At 69.3% G+C, this 17543-nt stretch carries 17 protein-coding genes; 9 read left to right on the top strand and 8 right to left on the bottom strand.

The window, feature by feature from the left end:
• The 3 genes from RBS60_RS16805 to RBS60_RS16795 all read right to left on the bottom strand — a co-directional run.
• Positions 1 to 883: ATP-binding cassette domain-containing protein (locus tag RBS60_RS16805; RefSeq protein WP_307958706.1), on the bottom strand; the 883-nt coding region annotated here is incomplete at its 3' end.
• A gap of 27 nt (positions 884 to 910) precedes the next feature.
• Positions 911 to 1978 carry an ABC transporter permease gene (locus RBS60_RS16800; protein WP_307958079.1) on the bottom strand — a complete coding sequence of 356 codons (1068 nt, stop codon included), beginning with the start codon at positions 1976 to 1978 and terminating at the stop codon, positions 911 to 913.
• Positions 1979 to 2041: 63 nt separating this feature from the next.
• A complete protein-coding gene (locus tag RBS60_RS16795; RefSeq protein WP_307958078.1) occupies positions 2042 to 3031 on the bottom strand; it encodes a substrate-binding domain-containing protein in 990 nt (329 codons plus the stop codon).
• 225 nt (positions 3032 to 3256) lie between these two features.
• Between RBS60_RS16795 and RBS60_RS16790 the strand changes: the two genes are divergently transcribed.
• Both RBS60_RS16790 and RBS60_RS16785 read left to right on the top strand, forming a co-directional pair.
• Positions 3257 to 4114, top strand: a complete 858-nt coding sequence (locus RBS60_RS16790; RefSeq protein WP_307958077.1) for a sugar phosphate isomerase/epimerase family protein — start codon at positions 3257 to 3259, stop codon at positions 4112 to 4114.
• A gap of 97 nt (positions 4115 to 4211) precedes the next feature.
• Positions 4212 to 5243: an acetylxylan esterase gene (locus RBS60_RS16785; RefSeq protein ID WP_307958076.1), complete on the top strand. Its 1032-nt coding sequence runs from the start codon at positions 4212 to 4214 to the stop codon at positions 5241 to 5243.
• A 108-nt stretch (positions 5244 to 5351) separates the two neighbouring features.
• On the opposite strand, the gene RBS60_RS16780 is transcribed toward RBS60_RS16785, so the two are convergent.
• The 3 genes from RBS60_RS16780 to RBS60_RS16770 form a co-directional block, all read right to left on the bottom strand.
• The gene (locus tag RBS60_RS16780) at positions 5352 to 6239 is read right to left on the bottom strand and encodes a hypothetical protein (RefSeq protein WP_307958075.1); all 888 of its coding nucleotides are present in this window, start codon (positions 6237 to 6239) and stop codon (positions 5352 to 5354) included.
• Positions 6240 to 6355: 116 nt separating this feature from the next.
• Positions 6356 to 7813, bottom strand: a complete 1458-nt coding sequence (locus RBS60_RS16775; RefSeq protein ID WP_307958074.1) for an MFS transporter — start codon at positions 7811 to 7813, stop codon at positions 6356 to 6358.
• Positions 7810 to 8301: an SRPBCC family protein gene (locus RBS60_RS16770; RefSeq protein ID WP_307958073.1), complete on the bottom strand. Its 492-nt coding sequence runs from the start codon at positions 8299 to 8301 to the stop codon at positions 7810 to 7812. Before RBS60_RS16770 ends, RBS60_RS16775 begins: the two co-directional genes overlap by 4 nt.
• Before the next feature lie 209 nt (positions 8302 to 8510).
• Between RBS60_RS16770 and RBS60_RS16765 the strand changes: the two genes are divergently transcribed.
• From RBS60_RS16765 to RBS60_RS16755, 3 genes are all read left to right on the top strand, one after another.
• Positions 8511 to 9932 carry an aldehyde dehydrogenase family protein gene (locus tag RBS60_RS16765; RefSeq protein ID WP_374049282.1) on the top strand — a complete coding sequence of 474 codons (1422 nt, stop codon included), beginning with the start codon at positions 8511 to 8513 and terminating at the stop codon, positions 9930 to 9932.
• 174 nt (positions 9933 to 10106) lie between these two features.
• Positions 10107 to 11447, top strand: a complete 1341-nt coding sequence (locus RBS60_RS16760; protein ID WP_307958072.1) for a protein kinase domain-containing protein — start codon at positions 10107 to 10109, stop codon at positions 11445 to 11447.
• On the top strand, positions 11444 to 11857 hold the full coding sequence (locus RBS60_RS16755; protein ID WP_307958071.1) for a hypothetical protein: 414 nt from the start codon (positions 11444 to 11446) through the stop codon (positions 11855 to 11857). The genes RBS60_RS16760 and RBS60_RS16755 overlap by 4 nt, the downstream gene beginning before the upstream one ends.
• An 18-nt stretch (positions 11858 to 11875) precedes the next feature.
• On the opposite strand, the gene RBS60_RS16750 is transcribed toward RBS60_RS16755, so the two are convergent.
• On the bottom strand, positions 11876 to 12424 hold the full coding sequence (locus RBS60_RS16750) for an SRPBCC domain-containing protein (protein WP_307958070.1): 549 nt from the start codon (positions 12422 to 12424) through the stop codon (positions 11876 to 11878).
• Positions 12425 to 12653: 229 nt separating this feature from the next.
• On the bottom strand, positions 12654 to 13343 hold the full coding sequence (locus tag RBS60_RS16745; RefSeq protein ID WP_307958069.1) for a GntR family transcriptional regulator: 690 nt from the start codon (positions 13341 to 13343) through the stop codon (positions 12654 to 12656).
• Positions 13344 to 13731: 388 nt separating this feature from the next.
• On the opposite strand from RBS60_RS16745, the gene RBS60_RS16740 reads away from it, so the two are divergent.
• The 4 genes from RBS60_RS16740 (at position 13732) to proC (ending at position 17543) form a co-directional block, all read left to right on the top strand.
• Positions 13732 to 14694: an amino acid ABC transporter permease gene (locus RBS60_RS16740; RefSeq protein WP_307958068.1), complete on the top strand. Its 963-nt coding sequence runs from the start codon at positions 13732 to 13734 to the stop codon at positions 14692 to 14694.
• Positions 14694 to 15500, top strand: coding sequence for an amino acid ABC transporter ATP-binding protein (locus RBS60_RS16735; protein ID WP_307958067.1), 807 nt, complete (start codon positions 14694 to 14696; stop codon positions 15498 to 15500). Before RBS60_RS16740 ends, RBS60_RS16735 begins: the two co-directional genes overlap by 1 nt.
• A 117-nt stretch (positions 15501 to 15617) precedes the next feature.
• Positions 15618 to 16589: an ABC transporter substrate-binding protein gene (locus tag RBS60_RS16730; protein WP_307958066.1), complete on the top strand. Its 972-nt coding sequence runs from the start codon at positions 15618 to 15620 to the stop codon at positions 16587 to 16589.
• A 126-nt stretch (positions 16590 to 16715) separates the two neighbouring features.
• Positions 16716 to 17543, top strand: a complete 828-nt coding sequence (gene proC, locus RBS60_RS16725; protein WP_307958065.1) for a pyrroline-5-carboxylate reductase — start codon at positions 16716 to 16718, stop codon at positions 17541 to 17543.

Here is a 17543-nt window from a genome sequence, read left to right as displayed (position 1 = left end):
CGGCTTCGGCTTTGGCTTCTTGGAGGGCTTGGGTGTGGCCGCCGAGCTGTTCGAGTTCGTGGGCGAGTTCGGCGAGTTCGGCGCCGCCGGCCATCTGGGCGGTGAGTTCTTCCAGGGTGATGTCCTTCTTGTCGTAGTAGCCGATGGAGCGGCCGCGCTTCAGGAGCAGGAAGCGGTCCCCGACGGGGAAGGCGTGGTGGGGGTTGTGGGTGATGAAGATGACGCCGAGGCCGCGGTCGCGGGCCTGGAGGATGTAGCGCAGGACCACGCCGGACTGCTTCACGCCCAGGGCGGCGGTGGGCTCGTCCAGGATCAGGACCTTGGCCCCGAAGTACACGGCCCGGGCGATGGCCACGCACTGCCGCTCGCCGCCGGAGAGCTGGCCGATGGGCTGCTCGACGTCGCGCAGGTCGATGCCCATGGCCGCCAGCTCGGTCCTGGTGGTCTCCTTCATCCGGTTCACGTCCATGCGCTTGAACGGGCCGAACCCGGTGGTCAGCTCGGAGCCGAGGAAGAAGTTGCGCCAGATCGGCATGAGGGAGACCACCGCGAGGTCCTGGTAGACCGCGGCGATGCCCGCGTCCAGGGCCTCCCTCGGGGAGGAGAGCCTGCGTTCCTCGCCCATGATGGTGAAGGTGCCGGCGTCGTGCTGGTGCAGGCCGGCGATGATCTTGATCAGGGTCGACTTCCCGGCCCCGTTGTCGCCCAGGACGCAGGTGACGCGGCCGTTGTCCACGGCCATGGTCACCTCCCGCAGGGCGATGACGTTGCCGTAGTGCTTGCCCACGCCGTCCAGGCGCAGCAGGTGCACGGGCCGGTCGGTGAGGGGGTCGGTCTCCCCCGCCTTGGCCAGGATCTCCTGGTTGCTGATGTGCTCTGCCATGGTGGCCATCTCCTGTGCTTCGTTCTCTCAGGCGCGCTCTGCGCGCTTCTTGACGATGAGGTTCACGATCGTGGCCAGCAGGAGCATCAGGCCCAGGAAGAACTTGAACCAGTCCGGGTTCCACTGCGCGTACACGATGCCCTTGTTGGCCATGCCGAAGATGAACGCGCCGATCGCCCCGCCCACGGCCGAGCCGTACCCGCCGGTGAGCAGGCACCCGCCGATGACCGCGGCGATGATGTAGAGGAACTCGTTGCCCACGCCCTCCCCGGACTGGACCGCGTCGAACGCGAACAGGTTGTGCATGCCCAGCAGCCACCCGCACAGCCCCACCCCCATGAACAGGCCGATCTTGGTCGCGGTGACCGGGACCCCGACCGCCCGGGCGGCGTTCGCGTCCCCGCCCGCGGCGAAGATCCAGTTCCCGACCTTCGTGCGCAGCAGCACCCAGGACGCGACCACCACCAGCACGATCCAGTACAGGATCGTGATCTTGAACTCGACCCCGCCGATGTTCACCGAGGACGCGAAGACCGCCTTGGCCGCGCCGAACCCGTCCATCTGGGCGATCGAGGGCGAGGACACCGCCCCGCCGATCAGGCGGGTCAGGGCCAGGTTCAGGCCCGTGAGCATCAGGAACGTGGCCAGGGTCACGATGAAGGAGGGCAGCTTCGTCTTGACCAGGATCCACCCGTTCACGAACCCGATCCCCAGGGAGACCACCAGGGCCAGCAGGACCCCGACCCACACGTTCATCCCGAAGTTCCAGGAGAACAGGGACGCGGTCAGGGCCGAGGAGATCACCGCGACACCCGAGGACAGGTCGAACTCGCCCCCGATCATCAGCAGCGAGACCCCCACCGCCATGATCCCGATCGTGGAGGACCCGTACAGGACCGTCGCGAGCGCGTTGGGCTGCAGGAACGTCCCCGAGACCGCCGCGAAGAAGATGAACAGCACGACCGCGGCCGCCAGCGCCCCGACCTCCGGACGGCCCAGGAGCTTCTGGAACGGGCCACGACGCCCGACCCGCTCGTCTTTGGCAGCCGGCGCGGGCGCCGGCCCCGGCGTCGAGGGAAGTGTTGCAGTTGCCATGGAAAGAACTCCTTCTCAGTCGGGCCGCGCGGCGTTCCCGCCGCACGGCCCCGATCCTTGGAACTAGCGGACGCCCTGCTGGACGAACTTGAGGACGTCGGAGATGTTGGACTTGTCCACGATCGCCGGCCCGGTCAGCACCGGCTGGCCACCACCGACCTTGAACCCGCCGCGCTTGTTCTGCCAGAGCGCGTCAACCGACAGGTAGCCCTGCAGCCACGGCTGCTGGTCCACCGTGAAGAGCACCTTGCCGTCGCTGATCGCCTGGGCCAGGGCAGGGTTGAGGTCGAAGCTCGCCACCTTGACCGAGCTATTCGCATCCGCCACCGCCTTGAGGAGGGTGACCGTGTACGGGGCGCCGAGGCCGACGATCACATCGGCGTCCTTCGTGGCCTGCAGCTTCGCCGTCGCCGTGGACTGCACCGAGGTCATATCGGCTCCGTTGACGTAGAGGATCTCCGTGCCCGGGACCTTCTCCTTCACGCCCGCGCACCGGGCCTCGAGCTGCACCTGCCCCTGCGACATGATCACGCAGATGGGGTGCTTGTAGCCGTCCGAGGCGAGCTTGGTGCCCACCGCCTCACCGGCGAGCTTCTCGTTCGAGCCGAAGTGCGTGAACGCGCCCATCTGCGCGGAGACGTCGCCGCCGGCGTTGAAGCTCACGAGCGGGATGCCCGCGTCGGCAACCTTCTTCAGCACATCCTTCATGGCGCCCGGGTTGGCGATGGTGACCGCGATGCCATCCACCTTCTGGTCGATCGCCTGCTGCACCAGCTGGGACTGTCGCCCGGCGTCCGAGTCATTCGTGTAGAGAATCTCGACGTTGTCCTTCGCCGCCGCCTCCTCGGCACCCTTGCGCACGATGTCCCAGAACGTGTCGCCCGCCTCGGCGTGCGTGATGAGGGCAACCTTCATCCTGGGAGTCGAGACGGCCTGGCCGCCTCCTGAACCTGCGGTCGCGTCGGCCTGCTTGCCGCCGCCCGAGCAGGCCGTCACGGCGAGGACTGGGATCAGGGCAAGGGCGGCCAGGCCGCGGTGCCACGTCTTCTTCACGAGCTCTCCTTTGATGTTCGTGCGCTTCACATCCCGGGAAGGATCTCGGGGGCTCCGGCCTCACCGGATCGGCGGGAATGTGATGCGGGTCTCTTTATGGACCGGTCCAACCATAGGCCGCGAAAGTTTCGGATGTCAATGGACCGGTCCACTATTTCTGTGCCACACTCATCAACAACCCCCGAGTGACTCACACCACAGGCCTCAGGCCCCGAGAGGATCCCCATGCCATCCACTACCGAGCGGTTCGTCGCAACCTGCTGGACAAGCGCCGGCGATGCCGCCCCACTTCGCAGCCCAGAGACGAGTCCAGTCCCCCTCCCCGAACGGATCGAGGCGCTTGCGGCCACTGGATGGTCCGGGTTCGGTCTCGTTCTGGACGACCTCAAAGCCGCGCAGTCGTCGATGGGCTTCGCGGCGCTGAACCGCCTCGTCCGCTCCCACGGGCTGACGCACGTCGAGGTCGAGCTCCTCGCGCGATGGTGGGAGCCCCGCGAAGTCTGGGGCACGGACTGGGACCTTCTCCTCCACGCCGCCGAGGCACTGCACGCACCGTTTGTGAAGATCGGCAGCGACTTCGGCACTCCCCCGGCCGACCTCGGGTTCATGGTGGAGCCCCTCAGGACGCTCGCCGGGGAGGCCGAGAAACGGGGAACGAGAGTCGCCCTCGAACCCGTGGCCTTCACGCTCGTCGACACGATCCCCCGCGGCGCCGATCTGATGCGCCGCGTGGATCACCCGGCGTGCGGCCTGATCGTGGACTTCTGGCACGTGTACCGCAAGGGAACGAGTCTGGCAGAACTCCGCAGTTCCCTCACGGCGGACCAGATCTTCGGCGTCGAGCTCAACGATGCCCACAACGAGATCCAGGGCACGCTGTTCGAGGACACCCGGGACCATCGCTGCTACCTCGGACAGGGGGACCAGGACGTTGCGGGCTTCATCCGGACCATGCAGGACATCGGGTTCAAGGGCCCGTGGGGTGTCGAGATCCTCTCCGAGGAACACCGGGCTCTGCCGGTTCAGACGGCCTTGGCGGCCGCCATGGCAACGACCCGTCCATTCTTCGAGTCCGATGAGTGACGGGCAGTCGCGCCCCCGCGGGGGACACAGCACATCCCACCTCCCTCCAGTAAGCTCGGTCACATCCGTCCCCGACGTCCGGAGGAACCGCACGGCCATGCCCGCCCTCGACTTCCCCCTCGAAACGCTCCGCTCCTATCGCGGTTCCGCCACGGCGCCCGCGGACCTCGGGGACTTCTGGGACGCAACGCTCGCCGACGCGCGCAAACCGCCGCTCGACGTCGTGCTCGAACCGGTCGAGACGGGGCTCGCCCTGATCGACACCTTCGACGTCACCTTCACCGGCTTCGGAGGCGCCAGGATCAGGGGCTGGCTCCACGTGCCGGCCGGCCCGCGGGGCGACGTGCAGGCACAGCCGCTGCCCGCCGTCGTGCAGTACGCCGGCTACTCGGGCGGCCGCGGGCTCCCGCATCAGGACACCGTGTGGGCGCAGGCCGGCTGGGCCATGCTCATCATGGACACCCGCGGGCAAGGCTACGGCGGGATCTCCGGCGACACGCCCGATCCGCATCCCAGTGCCGGCGGCATCGCGTACCCCGGGCTCATGACGCGCGGGATCCAGGACCCCGAGGACTACTACTACCGCCGCCTCTACACCGACGCGGTGCGCGCCATCGAAGCTGCGCAGGCCCTCGACGCCGTCGACTCCGCCCGCATTGTGGTCCATGGCGTCTCACAGGGTGGCGGCCTAGCGATCGCCGCGGCCTCACTCGCCGCGCGCGCCGGGATCGGCGGCGTCATCGCATGTCTGCCGGACGTCAATTTCCTCTCCGACTTCCGCCGCGCGCTCGATGTCGCCACGGCGGGTCCGTACCCCGAGATCGAACGCTTCCTCGTGCGGCACCGGGAGATGGCCGCCACCGCGCTGCGCACGCTGGACTACTTCGACGTCTCACTGCTCGCGAGATGGGCGACGGCGCCCGCCTCCTTCTCGGTCGCGCTGCGGGACGAGGTCTGCCCGCCGTCGACCGTCTATGCAGCGTTCAACAACTACGGCGAGGACTCGCCCGAGAGGGCGCGGCCGGCGAAGGACATCACGGAGTGGCCGTTCAACAACCACGAGGGCGGCGGCGAGCACCAGGTAGCGGCACACCTGCGCCGCCTCGCGGAGCTGCGCAGCAGCACCTGACCCCCAGGATGTGCGGTCACCTACCGCACAGACGGGTCACCCGCAGAACCTGACCCCCCGGAGCTGACTTCCAGAAGGGCCACCCGCGGCCTGGCGCGGAGGCGTGCGTCACGCGTGCAGGGCGCTCCCCACGCGCTCGACCAGCGTCTCGAACCGCCGCCGGAGGACTTCCTGCCGTGCCGCGGGCCAATGCGAGTAGGCGAGGCAGATGCTCAGCAGCCCATGCCCTCGCACGTCGATGTACGCGTGCACCTCGCCGTCGGGCGTCCGGCCGAAGTCCACGCCCGTCGGCGCGTCGGCCCCTCCGAAAGACTCCGGGACGAGGAACACGGCCTCGGCGATCTCGTCGAGCCCGAAGGCCACGGACCCTCGTTCGAGTGCCCCCTCGGGGAGCAGGCTGGCCGTCTCCGCGGAGAGCATGCCGTCGGAGAGGACGAACACGAGCCCGCCCGGCGTGCTCACGAGGGCCCCGTTCAGTTCGACGGCCTCGGACCCGCGCCGCGCAGCGAGCAGGAACCCCGGCAGCACCACGGACTCGTCCATGTACAGCCCGTGGTCGTACCGGGGGTCTTCGGCGGCCGCGCGCGCGAGCGCCGCCTTCAGCATGAGAGCCTCGGCCTTCGCCGCAGAGGCGAGCATCGGGTCGTCTGCGGCGGCGTCCTCCGACTCGAGCACCATCTCCTCGAGGGCCTGGATGGCCGACGGCATGTGGCTGAGCACGAGGCGCCCCGCCTCCTCGGCGCCGAACAGCAGCGCCGCGGCACCGAGAATCGTGACCAGGGCCTCGCGGGAGTCCATACCCCCGGCCAGCTGGGCTTCGAGCCATGTCGTCACCCGCAGCGCGCCCTGCTCATCGAGCACGCAGGCTGCCGCCTCCCCGCTGCGCTCCCCCGGAGCGGCGGTGCTGGCGTGCGCGAGAACTGCGGCCAGCCCCTCGGGGACGCCGGACTCGACGAGCCGCTGTGCCAGCGACAGACATGATGGAGTGAGACTCACGCTTCAAGCCTGTCAACCGGAATGAGAGGAGGTCAACCCGGGTCCGCACGGCGCGCGAAAGATGACGCCGTCCCGGCCACCCGCCGATCACCGGCCGGAAGGACAGGACTCCGCGCTCAGACAGCCCGCCGGCGCGGCAGGAAGAACAGGCTCGCGGCCGCGGCGAAGCACAGCAGGGAAGCGGAGAGCCACGCGGTCATGTAGGTCCCGCTCACTTCGCGTCCCCACCCGGCCAGGAACGCGCCCACCCCGGCGCCGACCATGTGCGAGGCGAACACCCACCCGAACACTACTGAGCTCTTGGCCGCGCCGAAGTGCTCGCGGCACAGCGCCACGGTGGGCGGCACGGTCGCAACCCAGTCGAGCCCGTAGAAGACGATGAAGATCCACAGCGGCGGCTCGACGTCCGGCGCGAGCAGCGCGTTGACGGTGAGCAGCGAGGCCCCGCGCAGCGCGTAGTACGCGACGAGCAGTATCCACGGCCGCACACGGTCCGTGAGCCAGCCGGAGGCGACAGTGCCAATCACGTCGAACACGCCGATGAGCGCAAGCAGCCCTGACGCTGTGGTGGCGGGCATGCCGTGATCGTGCGCGGCGGGGATGAAATGGGTCTGCATGAGCCCGTTCGTGCTCCAGCCGCACACCCAGAACGTGAACAGCAGGATCCAGAAGGCCCTCGACCGCAGCGACTCGCGCAGCACCGAGAGAGCCTCCACCGCCGCGTTCCGGCGCACGACGGCGGGCGCCTCCTCACGCTGCACCGCCTTCTCGCGCTGCACGACCTCGTGCGGTGTTTCTCCGCGCTGCTCCGCGTCCTCATGTCGCGCCTCTCCGCGCTTCCCCTCTCGCAGCGCCGTCCCCGCACCCATCGGCGAGCTCTCCAGCTCCGGCGAGCTGGCGGCGTCGTGCGCAGGTGCGGGCGCGACGGCGGGCGACGCACCGTACGGCGCAACCCCCACCTCCGCGGGCGAGTTGGCGAACGGCCAAGCGAGCAGCGGCACGATCGCGAGCGCGAACACGGCGACAAGCAGCGCGGCGGTGCGCCAGCCCTCGTGCGCGGCCAGCTGCACCACGGCGGGCAGGAAGACCAGCTGTCCGCACGCGTTCGCGGCCGAGAAGAAGCCCATCACGAGCCCGCGCCGGGCCGCGAACCAGCGGTTGGCAACGACGGCGCCGAAGACGAGCGCGAGCATCCCCGTTCCCACGCCGATGAACACACCCCACAGCGCCCACAGCTGCCACGCGGCGGTCATGAGAGTGGTCAGACCACTCCCGGCCGCGACGAGGACGAGCGCCGTCGCCACGACCTTGCGCAGCGTGAACCGCTCCATGAGTACTGCGGCAAACGGCGCCACGAGGCCGTATATCACGAGGTTCGCCGTCACCGCGCCCGAGGTCTCGGCCCTCGTCCAGCCGAACTCGGCCTCGAGGGGCTCAAAGAGCGCGCCGGTCGTCGAACGGAAGGCGGCCGCGGCCACGAGCGCGAGAAGCGTCACGGCGGCGACGAGCCACGCGCGGTGCACGCCCCGACGCACGACGCCGGCCGGCTGGGTCTGCTGTCTGGTCTCGGTCACGCGGTGCCCGCCTCGGGGGTGCGCGCCTCAGGGGTTTCGCTCTCGGAGGTTCCGGTCTCCGAGGTTCCAGTCTCAGCGGTTCCGGCCTCGGAGGCTCCGGCCTCGAGGACGTCCTTGAGGGTGTCCAGGTCGGCCTGGACGGCCGCGGCGTCGGCCTCGAAGGCCTCATCGGTCACGCCCTCCGCACGGCGGAGGTGGAAGACCGCGAGGCTGTGCGCGCCGTCGGCGAGGATGCGGAACTGGTTCAGGACCACGCTCCCATCGGGCAGCATGACCTCGTGGTCGAGGATCCCGGCGGCAGTGTCGCCCACGAACCTCACCTCGACCGCACCCATCGGGGAGTCCGCGATCCAGCGGCCGTTCTCCGCACGGACGCCCGCCGCAAGGCCCGCGGCCCAGCGCGGGAGGTTGGCGGGATGGCCCGCGAAGGCAAAGACGGCGCGGGGCGACAGGGCGATCGGGACACTCAGGTGGCGGAACTCGGACACGGACAGAAGCGTACGCCAGCGGCATCCCCGCGAGCGGGGAGACCAACGGGGAGACGAGCGGGTCGGGCCGCGGTCCCGAGGCCGGTCGGGCCGGTCGGGCGCTCGCGAACCGTGCACCCTCGGACAAGCACCGGGCGCGCGTGGTCAAGCACGGCGGTGGCGCCTCGCCGGATGCTTGAACGAACACCGGACTCGATGAGGAGGACTTCATGGAAACGCTCGAGCACGCAGATACCCTGCTGGGATCGGTCGAGGCGCCCGAGGGCACGCCGCGGCAGGAGATGCTGGACCCGGCCACCGGGGAGCGGGTGGGCTTCGCGCCGCTGCAGAGCGTGGCGGACCTCGAGGCGGCCATCACGGCCGCGAGGGCCGCCCAGCCGGGCTGGGCGGCGCTGGGGCACGCGGCGCGCTCGGCGTCGCTGCTGCGGGCCGCGGACGCGGTCGAGGCAAACGCCGAAGAGCTGGCCCGGATCCTCTCCCGCGAGCAGGGCAAGCCGCTCAACGGCCCCAACGCCCGCTTCGAGGTCGGCGCGTGCGCGGCCTGGCTGCGCGCGACGGCCGCGACCGTCCTCGAGCCCGAGACCGTGGTCGACGCCGACGGGACCAAGGCGGTGCTGCACTACCGCCCGATCGGGGTCGTGGGTGCGATCGGGCCGTGGAACTGGCCCATGATGATCACCGTCTGGCAGATCGCCCCGGCCCTGCGCATGGGCAACACCGCCGTGGTCAAGCCCTCCGGCATGACCCCGCTGTCCGTCCTTGCCCTCGTCAAGGTCATCAACCAGGAACTGCCCGAGGGCGTCCTGCACGTGGTCCCCGGCCGCCGGGACGTGGGCGCGGCCCTGGCCGAGCACCCCGCGATCAGCAAGGTCATGTTCACCGGCTCCACCGCCACGGGCAAGTCGATCATCCGCTCCTCCGCGGACACCGTGAAGCGCCTGACCCTCGAGCTCGGCGGCAACGACGCCGGCATCGTCCTGCCCGACGCCGACCCGAAGGCCATCGCCGAGGGCCTCTTCTGGGGCGCGTTCATCAATACCGGCCAGACCTGCGCCGCCCTCAAACGCCTCTACGTGCACGAGGACATCTACGAGGACGTCTGCGCCGCCCTTACCGAGTACGCCGCGAACGTGCCGATGGGCGTGGGCCTGGACGAGCAGAACGTCCTGGGCCCGCTGCAGAACAGGTCCCAGTACGAGATTGTCGCCGGCCTCGTCCAGGACGCGAAGGACGCCGGCGCCCGCGTCCTCCTCGGCGGAAACCCAGACGAGAACCAGCCCGGCTACTTCTACCCCACCACCCTCGTCGCGGACATCGACAACGACAACCCCCTCGTGGCCCAGGAGCAGTTCGGCCCCGCCCTGCCCATCATCAAGTACACAAACGTGGACCACGCCGTCGTCATGGCCAACGCCCTGGAAGTCGGCCTCGGCGCCTCCGTGTGGGGCACCGACCCCGACCAGGCCCACGCCGTCGCCGCGCGCCTCGAAGCCGGCAGCGTCTGGATCAACAACCACGGCGCGGTGAACCCCATGGCCCCCTTCGGCGGTGCCAAGCAGTCCGGCTACGGCCTCGAATTCGGCACCGAAGGCCTCAAGCACCTCGGCCAACCCCAGGTCATCCACGGTTAATATGCATTTGTAGTTATATTCTGCCAGAGGACTATTTCCTTCTGGCCGGGGAGCTGGGCCCCACCGCGCGGAACGTGCGCGGCGGGGCCCTTCCCATGCCGCAATACGGAGCGAGCACCCCGGTGCGTCCACTAGGCTAGATCGGGTGTGACGACGGGCGAGGAAGGGCAACACGTGGCCGAGAGTGATATCGGGCTCGACCCTACCTTCGTCGGCGGCAGGTATCGGCTCCTCGAGGTCGCCGGCAGCGGCGCCATGGCCACGGTGCACCGGGCCCATGATGAGGTTCTGGGGCGCGACGTGGCCGTCAAGACCTTCCGTACCCACGCGCCGGACCCCCGCCACGAAGAACGTCGCCGTGGCGAGATGCAGGTGCTCGCGCGCCTCAACCACCCGAGCCTCGTGCGCCTCTACGACGCTGGCACCGACACCCAGGACGACGGGACCACTCAGGTCGCCTACCTCGTCATGGAGTTCGTCGACGGCACGGACCTGCGCCAGCGCCTTGCCTCAGGCGCCCTCACGTCCGACGACGCGCGCCTCCTGGCGCTCGACCTCGCCGGCGCCCTCGCGTACGTGCACGCGCTCGGGATCGTGCACCGCGACATCAAGCCCGCGAACATCCTCGTCCCCCACGCCGACCCGAACCACCGCCGCAGGCCTGTCAAACTCACCGACTTCGGGATCGCCCGCCTCACCGACGCCTCGAGGCTCACCCTCACGAACACGACGATCGGCACGGCCAACTATCTCAGCCCAGAGCAGGCGCGCGGCGAGAAGGTCGGACCGGCGTCGGACATCTACTCGCTCGGGCTCGTGCTCCTCGAATCCCTCACGGGCTCCATGGAGTTCACGGGCGGGGCGGTCGAGGCAGCCGTCGCGCGGCTCCTCCGCGATCCCCGCATCCCCACTCACCTCGGCGGCCCGTGGGCCTCGCTCCTCCCGCGTATGACGGCGCGCGACGCCGCCGACCGGCCCGACGCCACCGAGATTGTCCGGGTGCTCCGCGGGGAGGCCCCGGCCGACGGCGGGGCGCCGACTCGCGCCATCGAGTCCCCGGACCCTGCGGATGGCGGGCTCACCCAGGCGCTCGCGCCCGCCGTCGTCGAGGGCGCAGGCACGCGCGTGATGCCCTCGGCGGCCGCGGCTCTGCACACGGCCCCAATGAGCCGGCTGGGCGCGGAACAGGATGGCCAGCAGACCCGTGCGTGGCGCGCTGCCCCCCTCGTCCCCGAACTCCCCCAGGACCCGCCCGCGGTACCGGGCCACGCGCCGTCGTCCGCCCGGCCCCGTGGCGGATCCGGCGCCCGTGCGGCCCGCAGGCCACGACGCGGACTCTTCTGGGCCGCCGTCACGGTCGGGATCCTGGCCGCGCTCCTCGTGATCGTGCCGCTCGTGCTCCGGGCCGTGCTTCCCGCACAGCCCGCGAACCTGCCGCCCCTTCCCGCCTCCCCCGCTGTCTCCGGGCAGCTCGGGACGCATCTCGACCAGCTCGAACGGAGTCTCAGGCCATGACGGCACGCACCCTCTGGCTCGGCGCCGTGGCCGCAGGACTCGCGGCCACCCTCCTGAGCGGCTGTTCCCCCGCACCGGCCCTCGACGCCGGGGTTGCCTCGAAGCTCGCCAGTGCGGCGCAGGAGCTGCGCACCGAGGCCGCGACCGGACGGTACGCGGACGCGCTGGCGAAGCTCGACGCGCTCGAGCGCGAGGCGCGGAACGCGTCCTCGAACGGCACGATGAGCAGCGACCGGTCGTCGCAGGTCCTCGGAGCCATCGCGAGCGTGCGCAAGGACCTGCAGGCCCTTGCCTCGGCCCAGTCCGCCCCGACCGCGACCCTGGATCCGACGCCCACCCCCGAGCCCACGAGGCCCAAGGCCAAAGGCAAGAAGACGCCGGACCCTACCCCGCCGCCAGAGGACAACTGACCCCACGGGCTCCGGCGCTCAAGCGTCGCGGCCCGGGATCGGTGCGCCGCTCGGGAGGCCAGCGGCGACATAGCCGGCATAGAGCTGACCCCAGTCGTCCGGCCGATCGGCGGTCCCCGGCCCCGAGTGCGGGGCGGTTGAGGCCAGTCGCTCGAGCTTCTTCGCGAGTTCCCGCAGGCACACGTGCCACCCGGCGGCATTGCGCGCGGCCGCGGTGCTGTCTGCAAGCCAGTCCCGGAGCGTGAGCTCGCACTCGTCGTCCGAGCCCTCGACAAGGAATTCCATGAGGTCGCCGCCCCAGGCGAAGGCCCAGCGCCGGGGCGGGTCCCAGTCGACGATCTGGTCCGTGCTGCCGCCCGCCGCGTCGTTCGGGTCGCCGCTGAAGGTGACCGTGCCGGCGTCATGCGCGATCTGCACGCGCGAGGGAAACCAGCCGGCGAGACCGTCCTCGGTGCTCACGGCCGTCCACAAGTCCGCGGCCGGGACCGGATAGGACCGGATGAACGTCACGGCGCCGCGTCCCTCGACCTCGGCATACTCGCCGTCGAGCTCCTCGAGTCCAGACATTTGCGCGCCCCTTCCGTACGGTTCCCGGCCACCGGGGCCCTTCTGCATGCTAGGCACGCACGACGGCGATGGGTCAAGGTCCGCTCTCACTGTCATCGATCAGCGTAAATATGATCAAAGATCTTACATAGAATTTGATCAAAAGTGATCATCCGACGTGTATAAGCCAGACCAGATGATCGCGGAGATTCGCCCGGATCGTCGCTCGGATTGCGCGGCAGGAGGCCGCTCAAACGGCACTGGTCTGGGCAGCGAGGAGCTTCCTGATGCGGTCCGTCGCGTTGGCGAGTGAGGCGTCATTGACCGCTGCCGCGGCGACGGGGTCCCGATGTCGGGCGGCCACTATCAGGTCCTCCTGATAGCGCCACAGAGAATCGTCCCCCGCCGCGGACAGGGTTCCGTCGGCGCCCACGATCTTGTACGCGCGGCATTGCTGCCAGAGGTTGCGGATCATCCGGATGAGGAGCGGGTTGCCGGCTCTTCCGTAGAGGATCTCGAGCAGTGCCTCGTCGTGGTCGAGGAGGGCGATGACCTCATGCTCCCTGATCGCCGTGAGCATCAAGTCATACTCCGCCTGCATCCGGTCGCCGTCCTGGGCCGTGACGTGCGGTGCGCCCAAGCGTGCGGCCTCGACCTCGAGAAGCCGCCGCATGTCGTAGACATGGAGCAGCTCTTCGAGAGTGAGGGTCTTCACGACCGCGCCCTTGTGCGGCTCGCGCGCGACCATGCCGGACACCTCCAGCCGGCGGATGGCTTCCCTCACCGGCATCGCACTCGTCCCGACCTGGTCCGCCAGCTCGCGCACGGTCAGCCGGGAGCCCCCGGGCAGCTCGCCGCTGAGAATCGCCTGATGGATCGTTTCGTACACCTGATCAGTCAGGAGCACAGGCTCGACCCTCTTGGCTATGGCTATGGACATGGATCAAATATACAAACTGGGTTCCGGCCAAAGGCAAGACCCAGAGCCTCTTTGGACCACTTCTCCAGATTCTCTTGATCTTTGATCCAAAGTAGCCCACTATGAGGAAGGTCACACCGCCGACCCGGAGTCCTCTGGAGAGGCACTGATGTTCTCCCACCCGGCAGGCGGCAGTGCACCGCATACCCGACCTCCGTGGGGAGCTCCGATTCCCCAGAAGGGCAACTCCCATGAAGAACGTTGTTAGCGCACGGGGCTGCACCGTCGGCCCGTCCCCCGGTTGGAATCCCAGTCACGCGAACACGCCCGGACTCGGGCTTGGATCCGTGCACGCGAAGCCCGTCGCCACAGGCCGCTCCCGGCCCAGCCGAGGGGCCGGTGGAGACCGATGAGCACGGTCAACGACGCGCGGCCGGCCACCGAGGCGTCCGACGACATCCGGGTGGCGCATCGCGCCCACTGGGGCTGGTGGATCCTCTCTGCGCTGGTCCTCTTGTTCGCGGGCGGCATCGTCCAGATGCTGTTCACCAATCCGAACCTGCAGTGGGACGTTGTAGCGAGCTGGTTCTTCAGCCAGAGCATCGTGTTCGGTCTCCTGCGGACCCTCGAGCTGACAGTCCTGTCGATGCTCTTCGGCATCTTGCTCGGCATGCTCACCGCCGTCATGCGGCTCTCGCCGATCCGGATCCTCTCGACGGTCGCATGGTTCTACACGTGGTTCTTCCGGGGAACGCCACTCCTGGTCCAGCTGATCTTCTGGTACAACCTTGCGGCACTCTTCCCGACGATCGATGTGGGCATTCCCTTCATCGGTCCGACGATCTGGGCGGGCAACGCCAACCAGATCGTGACCCCCTTCATGGCCGCCCTCCTCGGGCTCGCACTCAACGAAGGCGCCTACATGTCCGAGATCGTCCGGGGCGGCATCCTCTCGGTGGACCAGGGCCAGCTCGAGGCCTCGGTCGCGCTCGGCATGCGCACATCACGCGCGCTGCGCCGCGTCATCCTCCCCCAGGCGATGCGCGTGATCGTGCCGCCGACGGGCAACCAGGTCATCGGCATGCTCAAGTCCACCTCGCTCGTGAGCGTGACCTCGATGCCGGAACTGCTGTACTCGGCACAGCTCGTCTACAACCGCACCTTCCAGACCATCCCGCTGCTCATCGTCGCGAGCATCTGGTACCTGATCGTCACGAGCGTCCTGAGCATCATCCAGTACTACATCGAGCGCCACTACGCCAAGGGCGGCCGCCGCGCGCTGCCGCCCACCCCGTGGGAGAAGCTCAAGCGCACGATCGCAGGAATCGTTCCCGCCCAGACCAAGTCAGCCACTGCAACCAGGAGGGCCTGATGACCGCCTCATCCACCACCCCGGCCGCCAGGCAGACCGGCGCGCGCGAGGTCGTCCTCCGGGTCACCGGACTCAAGAAGCGCTTCGGCCCCCTGGAAGTCCTCAAGGGCGTCGACCTGACCGTCGAGCGAGGCGAGGTGATGTGCATTATCGGGCCTTCGGGCTCGGGGAAGAGCACGCTGCTGCGCAGCATGAACCACCTCGAGGAGATCGACGGCGGCCGGGTCGAACTGGACGGCGAGCTCGTGGGCTACCGACAGCACGGACACAAGTACGTCACCCTGCCGGAGAAGTTCCTCGCACGCCAGCGGACCAAGATGGGCATGGTCTTCCAGTCCTTCAATCTGTTCCCGCACATGACCGTCCTGCAGAACATCATCGAGTCCCCGGTGGGGGTGCTCAAGCAGGATTCGAAGGAGGCCAAGGCCACCGCCATGGCCCTCCTCGAGAAGGTCGGCCTTGCCGAGAAGGCCCACCACTACCCCCGCCAGCTCTCAGGAGGCCAGCAGCAGCGCGTTGCGATCGCCCGTGCCCTCGCGATGAAGCCCCGCGTCATGCTGTTCGACGAGCCCACCTCCGCGCTCGACCCCGAGCTGGTCGGTGAAGTCCTCGACGTGATGAAGGACCTCGCCCGCGAGGGCCTGACGATGGTCGTGGTCACCCACGAGATGGGTTTTGCCCGGGAGGTCGCCGACTCGGTGCTCTTCATGGACGGCGGGGTCGTCGTCGAACGCGGACACCCGCACGACGTCCTGCTCAACCCCCAGATGCCCCGTACGAGGGAATTCCTCTCCAAGGTCCTCTGACCCACCCGCCGCTCCTACCCGCCCGCTCCTACCCGCCCCGCACGCACCTCCCCGGCCACGACGACGATGTCCGACCGACTCCGCACGACCGACCAGACTCACTCGAAAGGTTCTTCCATGTACCGACGCCCTTCCCTGCACGCCTCCCTCACCGTCGCGGCAGTCGCAGCCGTCGCCGCCCTGGGACTGTCCGCCTGCTCCGATCCCGGCTCGACGTCCAACGCCGGGAGCAACAGCTCGGCCAACGCCTCGGCCGCCGGCGCATCGAATGTCACCACGACGTGGGGGCTCAAGCCAGTCGACTCAGTGACGGCGCTCGTGCCGGCGGACGTCAAGGACAAAGCCATCCAGAATGGCATCTACAACGACTTCGCGCCCCAGGACTTCGAGGAGAACGGTCAGCTCGTCGGCATCCAGCCCGACATCGTCCTCGCGCTCAGCGAGGTCATGGGCGTGAAGGTGAACAACGTCTCTGTCGGCACGTTCGACTCGCTCATTCCGGGCCTCAGCAGCGGCCGGTATGACATCTCGTCTGCCGACTTCGGCGTCACCAAGCCCCGCCTCGCCCAGGTCGACTTCGTGTCGGAGTTCGCCGTCGGCACCTCCTTCGCCTCGAAGACCGGAAGCGGCATCACCGTGGAGAGTGCCACCGACCTGTGCGGCCACTCGGTCGGCGTCCTCTCCGGCTCCTACTTCATCGACCAGGTCAACCAGGCCAGCGCCGACTGTGCCAAGGCCGGCAAGGCGGCCGTCACGCTGCAGACCTATCCCGACGACGGCGCGCGGCTCCTCGCCGTCTCCAACGGCCGCAGCGAGCTCACCGCCACCACGACCGACGCCATGGCCTACGCGATCAAGTCCCAGAGCCTCCCGCTCACCCTCCAGAAGTTCGTCTACCAGCCGCTCGAACTGGGCATCGCCCTGAAGAAGGGCAGCACCCTCGGCCCGGCGATGCAGGCAGCGATGAAGGAGATCGTCAGCAACGGAACCTACGCCAAGATCCTGAAGAAGTGGGGCGTCAGCGACATCGCGTACGGCTCCGCCGACAAGGTCACGCTGTACACGAACGCCTCCCAGCTGCCCGGCTGATCCAGGCCCCGCACCCATCACGTCCCGTACCACCACGGACGCTGACCCATCCCCTGTCCCTGCGTCCCGCATCCCCGCTCCCGGATGCGGGGCGCAGGCATGATCGTGAGGAACACCTTGGCTGCAATGGATCACCTTGCCTTCCTCGGGTGCGGATCGATGAACGAGGCCATCCTGGCCGGACTCCTCGCCGCAGGCCTCCCGAAGGAGGGCGCCACCGCCACCGTCCGGCGACGCGGGCGCGCCGAGGAGCTGGCAAGCCGCTACGGGGTCACCGTCCTCGCGGCGGACGACACCTCTGACGCGAACCGGCGGGCCGTGCGCGATGCGTCGCTCGTGATCATCGGGGTCCGGCCCGTCGACGTGTCAGCGCTCGCGACCGAGATCGCCCCGGCTCTGCCCCGCTCGGCCGTGGTCGTGAGCGTGGCGGCGGCGGTGACGATCGGCCAGCTCGAGCATCTGCTGCCGCCGGGTCAGCCCGTGGTCCGTGTGCTGCCGAACAGCCCTTCGCGTCTCGGCAGCGGTGTGATCGCCGTCTGCGGGGGCACGGGCGCCTCCCGGGAGCAGGTCGACCACGTGAAGGGGCTGCTCGCGGCTCTGGGGCTGGTCGTCGAGGTACCGGAGGAGCACATCGACGTGGTGAGCGCCGTGAGCGGATCCGGTCCCGCCTACGCGTTCTATCTGGCTGTGGCGATGGCCGACGCCGGCACCCGGCTGGGGCTCGATCGCGGCCTCGCGGCCGACATCGCCCGCCAGACGCTTGTCGGCGCGGGCCGCCTGCTGGCCGAACCGGGTGCCGATCCCGCGGTGCTCCTCGGTCCCTTCGTTGGCCCGGACACGACGACCGGGGGAGCGATCGACGTCTTCGACGAGCGCGGCCTGGGCACCATCATCGCCGATGGTGTGCGCGCGGCCCACGAGCGCTCAGAGGCGCTCGCCCGCAGGCTCGGCTGA

It is taken from the genome of Sinomonas sp. ASV486, from assembly GCF_030908215.1.
GTDB classification, from domain to species: Bacteria; Actinomycetota; Actinomycetes; order Actinomycetales; family Micrococcaceae; genus Sinomonas; species Sinomonas puerhi.
Note: the sequence above shows the minus strand (reverse complement) of the source record. Positions and strands in the feature narration are given on the sequence as shown.